The 16052-nt window shown below is 33.6% G+C and carries 27 protein-coding genes; 1 reads left to right on the top strand and 26 read right to left on the bottom strand.

From position 1 onward, the window contains the following. Window positions 1-16: 16 nt before the first annotated feature. The 26 genes from infA to rpsL form a co-directional block, all read right to left on the bottom strand. Complete coding sequence (gene infA / locus JL193_RS12750) at window positions 17-232, bottom strand: translation initiation factor IF-1 (protein ID WP_015482241.1); 216 nt, start codon at window positions 230-232, stop codon at window positions 17-19. Between the two features lie 4 nt (window positions 233-236). Beyond that, window positions 237-1559: a preprotein translocase subunit SecY gene (secY, locus tag JL193_RS12745; RefSeq protein ID WP_207971166.1), complete on the bottom strand. Its 1323-nt coding sequence runs from the start codon at window positions 1557-1559 to the stop codon at window positions 237-239. A gap of 11 nt (window positions 1560-1570) precedes the next feature. Continuing rightward, window positions 1571-2020, bottom strand: coding sequence for a 50S ribosomal protein L15 (gene rplO, locus JL193_RS12740; RefSeq protein WP_207971165.1), 450 nt, complete (start codon window positions 2018-2020; stop codon window positions 1571-1573). A gap of 14 nt (window positions 2021-2034) precedes the next feature. Next, on the bottom strand, window positions 2035-2217 hold the full coding sequence (gene rpmD / locus JL193_RS12735) for a 50S ribosomal protein L30 (RefSeq protein ID WP_207971164.1): 183 nt from the start codon (window positions 2215-2217) through the stop codon (window positions 2035-2037). Window positions 2218-2228: 11 nt separating this feature from the next. Next, window positions 2229-2753: a 30S ribosomal protein S5 gene (gene rpsE / locus JL193_RS12730; RefSeq protein ID WP_207973472.1), complete on the bottom strand. Its 525-nt coding sequence runs from the start codon at window positions 2751-2753 to the stop codon at window positions 2229-2231. A gap of 3 nt (window positions 2754-2756) precedes the next feature. Beyond that, entirely contained in the window at window positions 2757-3107 is a 351-nt protein-coding gene (gene rplR / locus JL193_RS12725; protein WP_207971163.1) for a 50S ribosomal protein L18, read from the bottom strand. Window positions 3108-3118: 11 nt separating this feature from the next. After that, window positions 3119-3664 (bottom strand): 50S ribosomal protein L6, encoded by a 546-nt coding sequence (gene rplF / locus JL193_RS12720; protein WP_207971162.1) that lies wholly within the window; start codon window positions 3662-3664, stop codon window positions 3119-3121. Window positions 3665-3674: 10 nt separating this feature from the next. Beyond that, window positions 3675-4073, bottom strand: a complete 399-nt coding sequence (gene rpsH / locus JL193_RS12715) for a 30S ribosomal protein S8 (protein WP_207971161.1) — start codon at window positions 4071-4073, stop codon at window positions 3675-3677. A 162-nt stretch (window positions 4074-4235) separates the two neighbouring features. Beyond that, window positions 4236-4505: a 30S ribosomal protein S14 gene (gene rpsN / locus JL193_RS12710; protein ID WP_207971160.1), complete on the bottom strand. Its 270-nt coding sequence runs from the start codon at window positions 4503-4505 to the stop codon at window positions 4236-4238. A 3-nt stretch (window positions 4506-4508) separates the two neighbouring features. Next, window positions 4509-5060: a 50S ribosomal protein L5 gene (gene rplE, locus JL193_RS12705; protein WP_207971159.1), complete on the bottom strand. Its 552-nt coding sequence runs from the start codon at window positions 5058-5060 to the stop codon at window positions 4509-4511. Window positions 5061-5068: 8 nt separating this feature from the next. Continuing rightward, a complete protein-coding gene (gene rplX / locus JL193_RS12700; RefSeq protein WP_207971158.1) occupies window positions 5069-5371 on the bottom strand; it encodes a 50S ribosomal protein L24 in 303 nt (100 codons plus the stop codon). An 11-nt stretch (window positions 5372-5382) separates the two neighbouring features. Then, window positions 5383-5751: a 50S ribosomal protein L14 gene (gene rplN / locus JL193_RS12695; RefSeq protein WP_015482230.1), complete on the bottom strand. Its 369-nt coding sequence runs from the start codon at window positions 5749-5751 to the stop codon at window positions 5383-5385. A gap of 1 nt (window position 5752) precedes the next feature. Continuing rightward, on the bottom strand, window positions 5753-6010 hold the full coding sequence (gene rpsQ, locus JL193_RS12690) for a 30S ribosomal protein S17 (protein ID WP_065320234.1): 258 nt from the start codon (window positions 6008-6010) through the stop codon (window positions 5753-5755). Between the two features lie 20 nt (window positions 6011-6030). Next, complete coding sequence (gene rpmC / locus JL193_RS12685) at window positions 6031-6222, bottom strand: 50S ribosomal protein L29 (RefSeq protein ID WP_207971157.1); 192 nt, start codon at window positions 6220-6222, stop codon at window positions 6031-6033. A gap of 11 nt (window positions 6223-6233) precedes the next feature. After that, entirely contained in the window at window positions 6234-6665 is a 432-nt protein-coding gene (rplP, locus tag JL193_RS12680; protein WP_207971156.1) for a 50S ribosomal protein L16, read from the bottom strand. Between the two features lie 22 nt (window positions 6666-6687). Next, a complete protein-coding gene (rpsC, locus tag JL193_RS12675) occupies window positions 6688-7407 on the bottom strand; it encodes a 30S ribosomal protein S3 (protein ID WP_207971155.1) in 720 nt (239 codons plus the stop codon). Window positions 7408-7418: 11 nt separating this feature from the next. Next, window positions 7419-7823, bottom strand: a complete 405-nt coding sequence (rplV, locus tag JL193_RS12670; RefSeq protein ID WP_207971154.1) for a 50S ribosomal protein L22 — start codon at window positions 7821-7823, stop codon at window positions 7419-7421. 6 nt (window positions 7824-7829) lie between these two features. Then, entirely contained in the window at window positions 7830-8108 is a 279-nt protein-coding gene (rpsS, locus tag JL193_RS12665) for a 30S ribosomal protein S19 (RefSeq protein WP_015482224.1), read from the bottom strand. 6 nt (window positions 8109-8114) lie between these two features. Further along, window positions 8115-8939, bottom strand: a complete 825-nt coding sequence (gene rplB, locus JL193_RS12660) for a 50S ribosomal protein L2 (RefSeq protein ID WP_207971153.1) — start codon at window positions 8937-8939, stop codon at window positions 8115-8117. Between the two features lie 12 nt (window positions 8940-8951). After that, complete coding sequence (gene rplW / locus JL193_RS12655; protein WP_207971152.1) at window positions 8952-9242, bottom strand: 50S ribosomal protein L23; 291 nt, start codon at window positions 9240-9242, stop codon at window positions 8952-8954. Window positions 9243-9251: 9 nt separating this feature from the next. Next, the gene (rplD, locus tag JL193_RS12650) at window positions 9252-9881 is read right to left on the bottom strand and encodes a 50S ribosomal protein L4 (RefSeq protein WP_207971151.1); all 630 of its coding nucleotides are present in this window, start codon (window positions 9879-9881) and stop codon (window positions 9252-9254) included. Then, entirely contained in the window at window positions 9881-10498 is a 618-nt protein-coding gene (rplC, locus tag JL193_RS12645) for a 50S ribosomal protein L3 (protein WP_207971150.1), read from the bottom strand. Before rplC ends, rplD begins: the two co-directional genes overlap by 1 nt. 363 nt (window positions 10499-10861) lie before the next feature. After that, a complete protein-coding gene (gene rpsJ / locus JL193_RS12640; protein ID WP_075342599.1) occupies window positions 10862-11167 on the bottom strand; it encodes a 30S ribosomal protein S10 in 306 nt (101 codons plus the stop codon). Between the two features lie 18 nt (window positions 11168-11185). Further along, window positions 11186-13303 (bottom strand): elongation factor G, encoded by a 2118-nt coding sequence (gene fusA, locus JL193_RS12635; RefSeq protein WP_207971149.1) that lies wholly within the window; start codon window positions 13301-13303, stop codon window positions 11186-11188. Window positions 13304-13308: 5 nt separating this feature from the next. After that, window positions 13309-13788 carry a 30S ribosomal protein S7 gene (rpsG, locus tag JL193_RS12630; RefSeq protein WP_187481193.1) on the bottom strand — a complete coding sequence of 160 codons (480 nt, stop codon included), beginning with the start codon at window positions 13786-13788 and terminating at the stop codon, window positions 13309-13311. A gap of 26 nt (window positions 13789-13814) precedes the next feature. Continuing rightward, window positions 13815-14189 carry a 30S ribosomal protein S12 gene (gene rpsL, locus JL193_RS12625; protein ID WP_018943587.1) on the bottom strand — a complete coding sequence of 125 codons (375 nt, stop codon included), beginning with the start codon at window positions 14187-14189 and terminating at the stop codon, window positions 13815-13817. A 175-nt stretch (window positions 14190-14364) separates the two neighbouring features. Here rpsL and JL193_RS12620 point away from each other — a divergent pair, with 175 nt between their 5' ends. Further along, window positions 14365-16017: a BamA/TamA family outer membrane protein gene (locus JL193_RS12620; RefSeq protein ID WP_207971148.1), complete on the top strand. Its 1653-nt coding sequence runs from the start codon at window positions 14365-14367 to the stop codon at window positions 16015-16017. The last annotated feature ends 35 nt before the right edge of the window (window positions 16018-16052 follow it).

Here is a 16052-nt window from a genome sequence, read left to right as displayed (position 1 = left end):
CGAATCGTTAAATACTTTAATATCTATAAGTAATTCTTGCTTTTGTTAAATCGTATGGACTCATTTCTAATTTTACCTTATCACCTGGCAAAAGTTTGATATAATGCATACGCATTTTACCAGAGATATGAGCCGTTACAATATGTCCGTTTTCTAATTCTACACGAAACATTGCATTTGATAATGCTTCTGTAATGGTTCCGTCTTGTTGAATTGCTGATTGTTTAGCCATATTATTATTTATTCGATTTTCTATTGCTACTTCCCGGTTTCATTAAACCATCGTAATGGCGATTTAATAAATACGAGTTAATTTGTTGCATTGTATCGATTGCAACACCTACCATAATTATTAATGAGGTACCTCCGTAAAACATGGCCCAACTTTGTTGTACTCCAAACTGAACTACAATTGCTGGTAAAATAGATAAAGCCGCTAAAAATAACGATCCTGGGAACGTAATTCTAGATAAAACGCTATCTAACTTTTCTGCTGTGTCTTTTCCTGGTCTTATTCCTGGTATAAAACCACCACTTCTTTTTAAATCTTCTGCCATTTTATTCGTAGGAATTGTAATGGCTGTGTAGAAGAAACTAAAAATGATAATTAGCAATGCAAATATTACATTGTACCATAACCCATTAATATCTTGTAAACTTGCAATTGCTGGAAATTTTTGAGCTAAAGCAACTGGTAAAAACATAATTGCTTGTGCAAAGATAATTGGCATAACACCTGCTGCATTTAATTTCAAAGGAATATAATCTCTTGAACCTGCAACATTTTGTATGTTTCCTGCAACTGTTCTTCTGGCATATTGTACTGCAATTTTTCGAACGGCAGTTACTAATAGCACAGTTAATAAAATTACGACAAACCAAACGATAATTTCAATCAAAATCATCATAATTCCTCCTGCACCAGCATTTGTTGTTTTTGCAACAAACTCTTGTAAAAATGCTGCTGGAAAGTTTGCGATGATACCCACAGTAATTAATAATGAAATACCATTACCCACACCTTTGTCTGTAATACGCTCACCTAACCACATTGCAAAAATTGTACCTGCAGTTAAAATGATAATTGATGAAATCCAAAATGTAGGTCCGCTTACTAAAAATGCTTCTGGTCCTAAACCAAACTGAGTTTTAATAGCGGTAATATACGTTGGTGCTTGCACTAAGGTAATACCTATGGTTAACCACCTTGTAATTTGTGTAATTTTTTTACGTCCACTTTCTCCATCTTTTTGTAGCTTCTGTAAATAAGGAACCGCAATTCCCATTAACTGAACTACAATAGATGCAGAAATATAAGGCATTATACCAAGTGCCATTACTGACGCTCTAGCAAATGCTCCTCCTGTAAATGCATTCAATAATCCTAAAAGACCTCCTGAAGTACTTTCTTTTAATGCTGCTAATTGTAATGGATCTATTCCAGGTAATGGAACAGCCGCCATGAAACGATATACAGCAATTAAACCGATTGTAAGAAAAATTTTATTTTTTAATTCTTCGATCTTAAAAATGTCTTTTAGCGTATTAATAAAATTCATATTTACGTTTCTTATAAAGTAACTGCTTCTCCTCCTGCAGCCTCAATAGCCGCTTTTGCAGTTGCAGTAAATTTATGTACAGTGATGTTTAATTTAGCTTTTAATTCTCCGTTTCCTAGTATTTTAACTAGGTCGTTTTTTCTTGCCAATCTATTGGCGATTAAAATATCTAAATTAACTGTATCTGTTATCTTTCCGCTATCTACTAAAGATTGTAACTTATCTAAATTGATTCCTTGGTATTCTTTACGATTAATATTCGTAAAACCAAATTTAGGCACACGTCTTTGAAGTGGCATTTGCCCTCCTTCAAAACCTATCTTCTTAGAATAACCAGAACGAGATTTCTGTCCATTGTGACCTCTTGTTGCGGTGCCACCTTTTCCAGATCCTTCACCCCTCGCAATTCTTTTTCCTTTTTTAATGGAACCTTCTGCCGGTGTTAAATTATGTAAACTCATTTTTTATAAATATCTTATTTAATTTCTTCGTAAGAAACTAAGTGTTTAACTGTATTTACCATACCAATAATTGTAGGAGTTGCCTCGTGTTCTACAGTTTGGTTCATTCTACGTAAACCTAGTGCCTCTAAAGTTCTCTTTTGATTTTGAAGGCGTCCGATTTGACTTTTTACTTGTGTAACTCTTATTTTTGCCATCGTTCTTAGATTTATCCGTTAAATACTTTTTCTAAAGAAATTCCTCGCTGCTTTGCTATTGAAGTTGCACTTCTTAGTTGCAATAATGCATCGAAAGTTGCTTTTACTGCATTGTGAGGGTTAGAAGAACCTTGAGATTTTGATAATACATCATGCACCCCAACTGATTCTAATACCGCACGTACAGCTCCACCAGCAATAACTCCTGTACCCGCAGAAGCAGGTTTAATGAAAACTTTTGCTCCACCAAACTTACCTTTTTGCTCGTGAGGTAATGTACCTTCTAAAATTGGTATTCTTACTAAATTTTTCTTTGCATCTTCTACTGCTTTTGCAATTGCTGAAGAAACATCTTTAGATTTTCCTAATCCGTGCCCAACGACTCCATTACCATCTCCAACTACTACAATGGCAGAGAAACCAAATGCTCTACCCCCTTTTGTTACTTTGGTAACACGTTGTACACCTACTAATCTATCTACAAGCTCTAATCCGCTTGGTTTAACTCTTTCTACGTTTTTATAACCTTGCATAATTTCTTAAAATTTTAAACCAGCTTCTCTTGCAGCTTCTGCTAATACTTTAACTCTACCATGGTATAAATAACCATTTCTATCGAAAGCAGCTGCTTCTACACCTACTTTGTTTGCCTTTTCTGCGATTGCTTTACCAACTGCAGTGGCAGCTTCGATTTTAGAACTTGCTTTTATATCTTTATCTCTAGATGAAACTGAAGCTAAAGTTACTCCGTTTACATCGTCCACTAGTTGTGCGTAAATTTCTTTGTTACTTCTGTAAACCGATAATCTTGGTTTAACAGCTGTACCAGAGATAATTTTTCTAATTCTACGCTTTATTCTAGCTCTTCTTTGTAGCTTTGATAATGCCATATTGCTTTATATTATGCAGATTTACCTGCTTTTCTTCTTAATAATTCACCAACAAACTTAACTCCTTTTCCTTTGTAAGGTTCTGGAGCTCTAAAAGAACGAATCTTTGCTGCTATTTGACCTACTAACTGCTTGTCAAATGAAGTTAATTTAATGATTGGGTTTTTCCCTTTCTCAGATACTGTTTCTACTTTTACTTCTGGAGCCAATTCTAAAACAATATTATGAGAGAAACCTAAAGCTAAATCTAATTTTTGTCCTTGGTTTGAGGCTCTATAACCTACACCCACCAATTCTAGTTCTTTTGTCCAGCCTTTACTTACACCTTCAATCATGTTACTGATTAAAGCTCTCATTAAACCATGTTGTGCTTTATGGTTTTTACTTTCGGATGCTCTATCTAAAGTGATAACACCATCTTCAATTTTAATTGATATGCCGTCTGAAATAGTTTGAGTTAACTCACCTAATTTACCTTTTACGGTTACAACATTGTCTTTTATATTAACATCTACACCTTGTGAAATGCTAATGGGATTTTTTCCTATTCTACTCATCTCTTAAGGTTTAATAAACGTAACATAAAACTTCTCCTCCAACATTTTCTTGACGTGCTTTTTTGTTTGTCATTACACCTTTCGATGTAGAAACAATAGCAATTCCAAGTCCGTTTAATACTCTTGGCATCTCTGTTGAGCCAACGTATTTACGTAAACCTGGTGTACTGATTCGTTGAATTTTTCTAATTACTGACTCTTTTGTGTCTTTGTCGTATTTTAAAGCAATCTTAATGGTTCCTTGGACTTTATCGTCGTTGAACTGATAGCTTAAAATATACCCTTGATCAAACAAAATTTTAGTCATTTCCTTCTTCAAATTTGAAGCTGGAACTTCTACTACTCTGTGTCCTGCTGCGATAGCATTTCTTACTCTTGTAAGAAAATCCGCGATTGGATCTGTATACATATTTATTTAAATTGCGATTCCGGTTTTCGAAAATCTCTATTGTACCTACAGATTTCTCTGTGAAATTCGAACCTATAATCAGTTAACATTCTTATACTCAAAAAAAATAGAGCGTGCAAAGATACACATTCTATTTTTATTTTGAAGCTTTATTTCTGATTTCTACCAACTTGCTTTTCTAACACCTGGTATTAATCCTTGATTTGCCATTTCACGAAACGTAACACGAGACAAACCAAACTGACGCATGTATCCTTTTGGACGACCAGTTAATTTACATCTGTTGTGCAATCTAACTGGTGATGCATTTTTTGGTAATTTCTGTAATGCTTCATAATCTCCAGCTTCTTTTAAAGCTTTTCTTTTTTCGGCATATTTTGCAACAGTACGTTGTCTTTTGCGCTCACGCGCTTTCATTGATTCTTTAGCCATTTCTTAATTTTTTTTGAATGGTAAACCTAATTCTCCTAATAATGATTTTGCTTCTTTATCGGTGTTGGCAGATGTTACAAAAGTAATATCCATTCCATTGATTTTTTTCACTTGATCAATATTTATTTCTGGGTAGATGATTTGTTCGGCAATACCTAAATTGTAATTACCTCTTCCATCGAAACCATTAGCTTTTATACCGTTAAAGTCTCTTACACGAGGTAAAGAAGCTGTAACCAGTCTGTCTAAGAATTCGTACATTTTGTCTCCACGTAGAGTAACTTTTACACCAATTGGCATTCCTTTACGTAATTTAAATGCGGCAACATCTTTTTTAGACATTGTAGAAATTGCTTTTTGACCTGTAATTTTAGTCAATTCTTCTACAGCATAATCTATTAATTTCTTATCTGCAATTGCAGCACCCACACCTTTAGAAACTACTATTTTTTCTAATTTAGGTACTTGCATTACATTTTTATAACTGAATTCTTCAGTAAGAGCTTTAATCACTCTTTCTTTGTATTCTGCTTTTAATCTTGGTACGTAACTCATGATTATTTTTATTTTTTAGTTTTTTTAGAGACTCTAGTTTTAGTATCTCCATCAACTTTATAACCTACTCTTACAGCGACACCGTCTTCTACTAACATTACGTTAGAAATATGAAGTGAAGCTTCTTTCTTTACAATACCACCTTGAGGACTTTGAGCGCTAGGTTTTGTGTGCTTAGAGACTAAGTTTACACCTTCTACTAGTACTCTATCTTTATCTTTGATAATTTGTAAAATTTTTCCTTCAGATCCTTTATGGTCTCCTGCAATTACTTTTACAGTATCTCCTGATTTTAATTTAAACTTCTTCATTTTATAAGATTTTAAAGCACTTCAGGTGCTAATGATACTATTTTCATGAATTGTTTCTCACGAAGTTCACGTGCAACTGGACCAAATACACGTGTACCTCTCATTTCCTCTGTAGGGTTTAAAAGTACACAAGCATTGTCATCAAATCTAATATATGACCCGTCTTTACGTCTTACTTCTTTTTTTGTTCTTACAACAACTGCTCTAGATACTTGACCTTTTTTTACAGTTCCGTTAGGAGTTGCAGATTTAACTGATACTACAATTTTGTCTCCAATACTTGCGTAACGTTTTTTTGTACCTCCTAAAACTCTAATTACTAAAACTTCTTTTGCTCCAGTATTATCTGCGACTTTTAATCTTGATTCTGTCTGTAACATATTATTTAGCTCTTTCTAGGATTTCTACTAATCTCCAACGTTTAGATTTACTCATAGGTCTTGTTTCCATGATTCTAACGGTATCTCCTTCGTTGCAATCATTCTGTTCGTCGTGTGCAACGTACTTCTTCGTCTTTAATACGAACTTTCCGTACATTGGGTGCTTAACTCTTTTAGTTTCTGCAACAACAATAGATTTTTCCATTTTGTTACTAGATACAACACCAATTCTCTCTTTTCTAAGATTTCTTTTTTCCATCTTTAAAATTGACTATAGAATTATTGTAATTCTCTATTTGTTAATTCTGTTGCAATTCTTGCTACAGTTCTTCTTAAGCTTCTTAACTGCAATGGGTTTTCCATTGGAGTTATGGCATGTGCCATCTTAAGATCGGTATAATTCTTTTGCAACGCTCCAAGCTTTTCGTTAAGATCTGCTGTAGATAATTCTTTTATTTCTGATTGTTTCATTTTTTCTAGAATTAAGCGTTAATATCAAAGTCTCTTGCGATTACAAACTTCGTTCTTACAGGAAGTTTTTGAGCGGCTAAACGTAATGCCTCTTTTGCAACATTCATTGGTACTCCACCAACTTCGAACAAAATTCTACCTGGTTTAATAACTGCAACGAAATGGTCTGGTGCTCCTTTACCTTTACCCATACGAACCTCTAAAGGCTTTTTTGTAATAGGCTTGTCTGGAAATATTTTAATCCATAACTGCCCTTCTCTTTTCATATAACGAGTAGCCGCGATACGAGCTGCTTCTATTTGACGAGAAGTTAACAGGTTTTGATCTAAAGATTTGATACCAAACATTCCATTAGAAAGTTGATTTCCTCTACCAGAAATACCTGTCATATTTCCTTTCGCCTTCTGTACCTTACGGTATTTTACTCTTTTTGGCTGTAACATTTTTAATTTCTAATTTTAAAAATTATTTTCTTCTACGAGGTTGGCGTTTAGCTCTATCACCACCCTTAGAACCAGATTGTTTCTTAGACAATCCTACTAATGGAGATAATTCTCTTTTACCATAAACCTCACCTTTCATAATCCATACCTTAACGCCTAGTCTTCCGTATGTAGTATGTGCTTCTACTAATGCATAATCGATATCTGCTCTAAAAGTAGAAAGAGGAATTCTACCTTCTTTAAAATGCTCTGAACGTGCCATCTCAGCACCATTTAAACGGCCTGAAATTTGAATTTTAATTCCTTCTGCATTCATACGCATTGTTGCAGCGATTGCCATTTTAATAGCTCTTTTATAAGAAATTCTATTCTCGATTTGACGCGCAACACTAGTTGCAACTAATCTTGCATCTAATTCTGGACGTTTAATCTCAAAAATATTAATTTGAACTTCTTTACCTGTAATTTTCTTAAGTTCTTCTTTTAACTTGTCTACCTCTTGCCCACCTTTACCGATAATAATACCAGGTCTAGCAGTAGTGATAGTAACGGTTACAAGTTTTAAAGTACGTTCGATAATTACTCTTGATACGCTTGCTTTTGATAATCTTGCATGAATATACTTTCTTATCTTATCATCTTCAGCAATTTTATCTCCATAGTCATTTCCACCATACCAGTTAGATTCCCAACCTCTAATGATTCCTAAACGATTTCCTATTGGATTTGTTTTTTGTCCCATATCTACTTCGATTAATTGCTTAAATTTTTACTTCCTAACTCTAAGGTAACATGATTAGAACGCTTACGAATTCTATGAGCACGCCCTTGTGGAGCTGGTCTTAATCTTTTTAACATTCCTGCGCTATCTACACAAATAGTTTTTACGAATAATCCTGCATCTTCAATAACTGCGTCTTCGTTCTTAGCTTGCCAGTTTGCAATTGCAGACAGTAACAATTTTTCTAAGTTTATAGATGCTTCTTTTGGACTAAATTTTAAGATTTGTAAAGCTTTTTCAACTTCAACTCCTCTAATTTGATCCGCTACTAAACGCATTTTTCTTGGTGATGTAGGGCAGTTAGTAAGCTTCGCGAAAGCGCGTTGCTTTCTATCTGCTTTTAACTGATCTGCCATATTTTTTTTACGAACTCCCATTGCCTACTATTTTTTTCCTTTATTTTTTGCACCAGCATGTCCTCTGAAAGAACGAGTTGGTGAAAATTCGCCTAATTTATGCCCTACCATGTTTTCTGTAACATATACTGGTACAAACTGACGTCCGTTATGAACTGCAATTGTTTGTCCTACAAAATCTGGTGTAATCATACTTGCCCTAGACCAAGTTTTAATTACTGTTTTGTTACCAGCCTCTACATTAGCTAACACTTTTTTCTCTAATTTATAGTGAACGTAAGGTCCTTTTTTTAATGATCTTGCCATAACTTATTATTTCTTTCTACGTTCTAAAATGTACTTATTACTAGCTTTGGTTTTAGATCTAGTCTTGAATCCTTTTGCAGGAATACCATTTCTTGATCTTGGATGACCTCCAGAAGAACGCCCTTCACCACCACCCATTGGGTGATCTACAGGGTTCATTCTTACAGCGTTTGTTCTAGGTCTTTTTCCTAACCATCTAGATCTACCTGCTTTACCAGAAACTAATAATTGGTGATCTGAATTAGATACAACTCCAATCGTAGCCATACAAGTTAACAAGATTAATCTTGTTTCACCTGAAGGTAATTTTACAGTTGCATACTTACCATCTCTTGCCATTAATTGAGCAAAAGAACCAGCAGAACGTGCCATAACAGCACCTTGACCTGGACGTAACTCTATACAAGAAATTGTAGTTCCTAAAGGAATTTCACTTAACGGCATTGCGTTTCCAATTTCTGGAGCAACATCGTTACCTGCTATAATAGTTTGACCTACTTTTAAACCGTTTTGTGCAATTACATAACGTTTTTCACCATCAGCATAACTAAGTAAAGCAATAAATGCTGTACGATTTGGATCGTACTCTATAGTTTTTACTGTTGCAGGAACACCTTGTTTATCTCTTTTAAAATCGATAATACGATATTTTTGTTTATGACCTCCACCAATATTACGTGTTGTCATTCTTCCCTGATTGTTTCGACCTCCAGATCGTTTTTTCGGAGCAAGTAAACTTTTCTCCGGCTTATCAGTTGTGATGGTGTCGAACCCATTTACAACTCTAAAACGCTGACCTGGTGTTATTGGTTTTAATTTTCTAACTGACATTTTTGTCTTTTCTTAAAGATTGTTATAAAAATCAATGCTTTCTCCTTCTGCTAATTGAACGATAGCTTTCTTATACCCACTCTTTACCCCTGTTACCAAACCTTTTTTAGTAAACTTTGTGTTTCTTTGAATTGGATAATTTAAAGTCTTAACGCTAGAGATAGAAACTCCGTAAGCCGCTTCAACAGCATCTTTAATTTCTAACTTATTAGCTTTTTTATCTACAACAAATGTATAACGATTGTATAGTTCGCTATCGTTTGTCGCTTTTTCCGTAATAATAGGTTTTATTAAAATACTCATTTCGAATCCCTATTTGCTTAAATTTGAATTAATTCCTTCTAAAGAACCTTCTGTAATGACAACTTTGTTAGCGTTTAATACGCCATAAGTATTAATTTCTGAAGCTTTTACTACTTTAGAGTTTTTTAAGTTACGTGATGATAAATACACATTTGCATTTTCGTCACTTAATACAAACAAAGATTTTTTAGTATCTAATTCTAATGCTTTTAATACATCTACAAAGTTTTTTGTCTTTGGAGTATCAAAGTTAAAATCTTCAATTACTACTAAATTCTTATCGTTTGCTTGAATACTTAAAGCCGATTTACGTGCCAAACGCTTTAAGTTTTTATTCAATTTAAAAGAATAATTTCTTGGTTTTGGTCCAAACATACGACCTCCACCTCTAAAAACACCAGACTTGATAGAACCTGCTCTTGCAGTACCAGTTCCTTTTTGTTTTTTTATCTTTCTTGTTGAACCTGCAATTTCTGCTCTTTCTTTAGATTTGTGCGTTCCTTGTCTTTGATTTGCCAAGTATTGCTTTACATCTAAATAAATTGCATGATTGTTAGGTTCTACACCAAATACATCTTTAGAAAGCTCTACTTTTCTACCTGTATCTTTTCCTGTAATATCTAAAACTGCTACTTTCATTATTTCTGAATAGTTACAAAAGCATTTTTGTGTCCAGGAACTGCTCCTTTAACAACAAGTAAGTTCTTTTCAGCAACTACTTTTAATACTCTTAAGTTTTGTACTTTCACTTTATCTCCACCCATTCTACCTGCCATTCGCATTCCTTTGAATACTCTTGCAGGATAAGATGCAGCACCGATTGAACCAGGGGCTCTTAATCTATTATGCTGACCGTGAGTGGCTTGCCCAACCCCACCAAAACCGTGACGTTTTACAACTCCTTGAAAACCTTTACCTTTTGATACACCAGATACATCAACAAATTCTCCTTCAGTAAAGTGATCTACTGTGATAGAATCTCCTAATTTATACTCTTGTTCAAACCCTTGGAATTCAACGACTTTTTTCTTAGCAGTGGTGCCAGCTTTTTTAAAGTGACCGTCTAACGCTTTGTTAGAACTCTTTGCCTTTTTGTCATCGAAACCAAGTTGCAACGCATTGTAGCCGTCAACCTCTTCGGTTCTGACTTGGGTAACAACGCAAGGACCTGCTTCGATTACTGTACAAGGAATGTTCTTCCCGTTTTCATCAAATAAGCTGGTCATTCCAATTTTTCTTCCTATTAACCCAGACATTTTGTTAATTTTAAGACGTTAGATATTTTATCCAGCGCGTCTATTAATACTTTTTGTTTGAAACGAATGTTTCGATTTAAAATCCTTTGAGTTTTGTTCAAAAAAAACAGCGCAAAAACACTTTCAACGCTGAATTTGTTTTTACCGTTTTTCCTTTGCGAAACGCTCTGGACATGTGCTATTATTGAATTTTACTTCAAAAATAGTTGTACCCTACTCTATTTCGGGTTGCAAAAGTAGAAAAAACTTTCGGTTTAACAAAATTAAACCGAAAGTTAGTTTAACTACTTTTATTTTTTTGAGATTCCGAAACAAATTCGGAGTGTTTTTAACTAAAACTTTTGAATAAAAAGCTACGTTTTATTACACTTTAATTTCAACTTCAACACCACTTGGTAACTCAAGTTTCATTAAAGCATCGATAGTTTTCGAAGAAGAACTATAAATGTCTAATAATCTTTTGTAAGCAGATAATTGAAATTGCTCTCTAGATTTTTTGTTTACGTGTGGAGAACGTAATACTGTAAAAATCTTTTTATGTGTTGGTAATGGTATTGGTCCGTTTACAACAGCGCCAGTACTTTTTACCGTCTTTACAATTTTCTCGGCAGACTTGTCTACTAAGTTGTAATCGTAAGACTTTAATTTTATTCTAATTTTTTGACTCATCTTAATTGTTTTAGTAGATTATCCGTTTGCTTTTGCAATTACTTCTTCAGATACATTGGATGGGGTTTCTGCATAGTGCGAAAATTCCATCGTAGAGGTTGCTCTACCAGAAGACATTGTTCTTAAAGCAGTAACGTAACCAAACATTTCTGATAATGGCACTAATGCCTTTACAACTTTAGACCCTGCTCTATCGGACATATCGTTTACTTGACCTCTTCTTCTGTTTAAATCTCCAACGATATCTCCCATGTTTTCTTCAGGAGTTAATACCTCTAATTTCATTATTGGCTCCATGATTTTTGCTTTTGCAGCTTTTGCAGCAGCTTTAAATCCTAGTTTTGCAGCCAATTCGAAAGATAATTGATCTGAATCTACCGCGTGAAAAGAACCATCTTTTAAGGTAACTTTCATAGAATCCATTTCGTAACCTGCTAAAGGACCATTTTTCATAGCTTCTACAAATCCTTTTTCGATAGAAGGTATAAATTCTTTAGGAACGTTACCACCTTTAATGATAGACTCAAACTGTAAACCTTGAACACCTTCGTCTGCAGGTTCTATTGTAAATACAATGTCTGCAAATTTACCACGACCACCAGATTGCTTTTTATAAACTTCTCTATGATCTGCAGAAGCTGTAATAGCCTCTTTATATTCTACTTGTGGTTGCCCTTGGTTAACCTCTACTTTAAATTCACGCTTTAAACGATCTACAATTACATCTAAATGCAACTCCCCCATTCCAGATATAATTGTTTGTCCTGAAGCTTCGTCTGTTCTAACTGTAAATGTTGGATCTTCTTCTGCCAATTTACCAAGTCCTATCCCTAATTTATCTACGTCTGCCTTTGTTTTAGGTTCAACGGCAATACCAATTACTGGATCTGGAAAATCCATAGATTCTAAAATAATTGGATGCTTTTCTGCAGATAGAGTGTCTCCTGTTTTAATCGATTTAAATCCTACAGCAGCCCCAATATCTCCGGCTTCGATATAATCGATAGCATTTTGTTTGTTTGCATGCATTTGATAAATACGTGAGATACGTTCTTTCTTACCTGAACGATTATTTAACACATAAGAACCTGCATCTAAACGACCAGAATATGCTCTAAAAAATGCCAAACGACCAACAAAAGGGTCTGTTGCAATTTTAAATGCCAAAGCAGCAAAAGGCTCTTTTACATCTGGTTTACGTAATTCTTCGTTACCTGTATCTGGATTAACACCTACAATACCTTCTTTATCTAAAGGTGAAGGCAAATAACGACAAACAGCATCTAAAAGAAACTGTACCCCTTTATTTTTAAATGCAGAACCACAAATCATAGGAATAATTGCCATATCCATTACAGCAGCTCTAAGTGCAGCATGCACTTCTTCTTCTGTAATAGAATCTTCGTCTTCCATGAATTTTTCTAAAAGATTCTCGTCGTAACTTGCAACTTCCTCAATTAAAAGTGCACGATATTTACGAGCTTCTTCTTTCATATCCTCAGGGATTTCAATTACATCGAAAGTTGCTCCTTGAGTTTCGTCGTGCCAAACTATAGCACGGTTTTTTACTAAATCGATAATACCTTTAAAATCAGCCTCATCACCAATATTTAATACAATTGGTACTGCGTTTGATTTTAACATGTCTTTTACCTGCTGGCAAACTGCTAAAAAGTCTGATCCTTGGCGATCCATTTTATTAACGAAACCAATTCTTGGTACTTTATAGTTGTCTGCTAATCTCCAGTTTGTTTCAGATTGAGGCTCAACACCATCAACAGCCGAAAACAAGAAAACTAAACCGTCTAATACACGTAAAGATCTGTTTACTTCAACAGTAAAATCTACGTGACCAGGAGTATCGATTATATTAAAGTGATATCCTTTTGTTTCTGGAGTTGGTTGTGCGTTTTCTAAAGGAAACTGCCATGTACAAGTTGTTGCAGCAGAAGTAATGGTAATACCTCTTTCTTGCTCTTGTTCCATCCAGTCCATTGTAGCTGCACCATCATGAACTTCTCCAATTTTATGAGAAACTCCTGTATAGTACAATACACGTTCTGTAGTTGTGGTTTTACCAGCATCTATATGTGCTGCAATACCAATATTTCTTGTATATTTTAAATCTCTAGCCATTTCTATTAAAATCTAAAGTGAGAGAATGCTTTGTTCGCTTCTGCCATTTTGTGAGTATCTGTACGCTTCTTAACAGCGGCTCCTTCTTCTTTAGCCGCGGCTAAAATCTCAGCAGCTAAACGCTGTGCCATTGTTTTTTCGTTTCTTTTACGGGTGTATAAAATCATCCATTTAATCGCCATAGATACTTTACGGTCTGGTCTAATTTGCATTGGAATTTGAAATGTTGCACCACCTACTCTACGAGATCTTACTTCTACGTGAGGCATTACATTTGACAAACCTTCTTTCCAAATTTCTAAAGCCGATTTTTCTTCGCCTTCTCCTTTTCTTTCTTCTACGATGTCTAACGCATCATAAAACACTTTGAACGCTACTGACTTCTTACCACTCCACATTAAGTTATTTACAAAACGTGTTACTAACTGATCGTTAAATTTTGGATCTGGTAATAAGACTCTTTTTTTTGCTGCTCTTTTTCTCATGTCTTTACATTAAAAAAGTTACTAATTTACTTTTTTGGGCGCTTTGCTCCATACTTAGATCTACGTTGGGTTCTACCCTCAACTCCTGCAGTATCTAATGCACCACGTACTACGTGATACTTAACTCCTGGCAAATCTTTTACCCTTCCACCTCTAACTAATACTATCGAGTGCTCTTGTAAGTTATGTCCTTCACCTGGAATGTATGCGTTTATCTCGTTACCATTTGTTAATCTAACTCTGGCAACTTTACGCATTGCTGAATTAGGTTTCTTTGGTGTAGTAGTATAAACACGAGTACAAACTCCACGTCTTTGAGGACAAGACGACAAAGCAGCCGATTTACTCTTCTTAGTTATTTTGGTTCTTCCTTTACGAACTAATTGTTGAATAGTTGGCATACTAAATAATTACTGTTTTTCGTTTATATTAAACATTGTCTCTTTTTAAGAGTGCGCAAATGTACGATTAATTTCTAATTATTCAATTATCAGTAAGTTATTTTTTCAAAAAGAGTATTTATTTGTGTTTTTTTCTGATTTTAACCTACTTTTGAACAACTATTAATTACTAATTTTGAAGTTTAAATTCACAATACTTTTCTTTCTATTTCCTCTAACATGTATTTTCAACTCGTTATTTTCTCAAGATTATACCTTAAAATTATCTTCAAAAAAACGTTCAGATTTTTTCATTTTAAATACAATTGAATATCAAAAAAAACACAAAGACAGTTTAAGTATATATAATGAGTTAGATAAAATTTCTTCTTATTTAAACAAAATTGGGTATTTTACACATATTATAGACAGTATTTCTAAAAGTGATTATAATTTTACTGCTTTTTTTCAATTAAACACAAAAATTGAAAATGCGATTTTAACCCTAAATAATTTACCAACAACACCAATAAAAGAATTTAATTTTAAAGATAACAAACTAACAATTCCTATTGAAAAACTTCAAGAAACACTACATCAATTCTCTATAGACTTAGAAAAAAAAGGAAAATCATTTTCCAAAGTAACACTAAGAGAGGTAAAAATCGAAAATAAAAATCTTTACGGAACTTTAATTATTAAAGAGTCTCAAAAAAGAACAATTAACAAAGTATTTGTAAAAGGTTATGACGATTTTCCGAAATCATTTATTAAAAACTTCTTCAACATAAAACAAAATACCACCTTCAACAAAAATAAACTGAAAAAAATTGAAGAACTTTCTAAAAACCTGAATTTCGCGGAGAAAATTAAACCTCCTGAGGTACTATTTTCTAAAGATTCTACCTACATATATATATACCTCAAAAAAAAGAATGCTAGTAGTTTTGATGGGCTTGTTAATTTTGCTTCAAAAGAAAATGGCAAGTTGCTTTTTAATGGTCATATCGATTTAAAATTAAGCAACTTTTTAAATACAGGTGAAAATTTAAATTTGTTTTGGAATCGTATTGGCGAGGAAAGACAAGAGTTCGAACTATCGCTTGAAATCCCTTATATCTTTAATTCTAGTATTTCTCCAGAAACTTCTTTTTCTATTTACAAACAGGATTCAACTTTTATCAACACAAAATTTAACACAGCTATAAATTACAGTATTAATGATAAATCTAAAATCGGACTAACTTTTAGCTTAGAAGATTCCGAAAAATTAATCAACAACCCCAATAATAATGTCGCTACTTTTAGCAATTTCTTTTTGGGGACAAAATATCAATTTAGCATTCCAAAAAATGATTTTTTTAGAAACAATAAGTTTTATTTTGAAATAAATCCGCTCTTTGGAAGAAGAATAGGTTCTAACGAAAATTCGAATCAGTTTAAAATACTCTTACAGGCTTCTTATATTTTTGATATTAATAATAGAAATTCAGTTTTTATTCGCAATAATTCTGGGTACTTAAATTCTACAACTTTTATTGAAAATGAACTGTTTAGAATCGGAGGTGCAAACTCTATAAGAGGTTTTAACGAACAAAGCATTTTTACAAAGGACTACACCTACTTTAATATTGAATATCGGTATTTAACTACAGAGAAATCTTATTTATATACAATTACAGATGTTGGAAAAATTAATACAAATAGTAAAAGTGAAAATCTTTTAAGTTTCGGTCTTGGATATTTGTTTACTTCTAAAAATTCTCAAATTAATTTAAGCATTGCAAAAAATACAAGCAACACCTTAAAAAACGTACAGTTAGCTATAAACTGGGTTAATTATTTTTAAAGATATTGCGTATGTAAGTTTCATCAAGAGAGATT

It is taken from the genome of Polaribacter batillariae (genome assembly GCF_017498485.1).
In the GTDB taxonomy this organism is placed as follows: Bacteria; Bacteroidota; Bacteroidia; order Flavobacteriales; family Flavobacteriaceae; genus Polaribacter; species Polaribacter batillariae.
The sequence above is the reverse complement of the archived record's forward strand: the minus strand, read 5'-3'. Positions and strand labels throughout refer to the sequence as shown.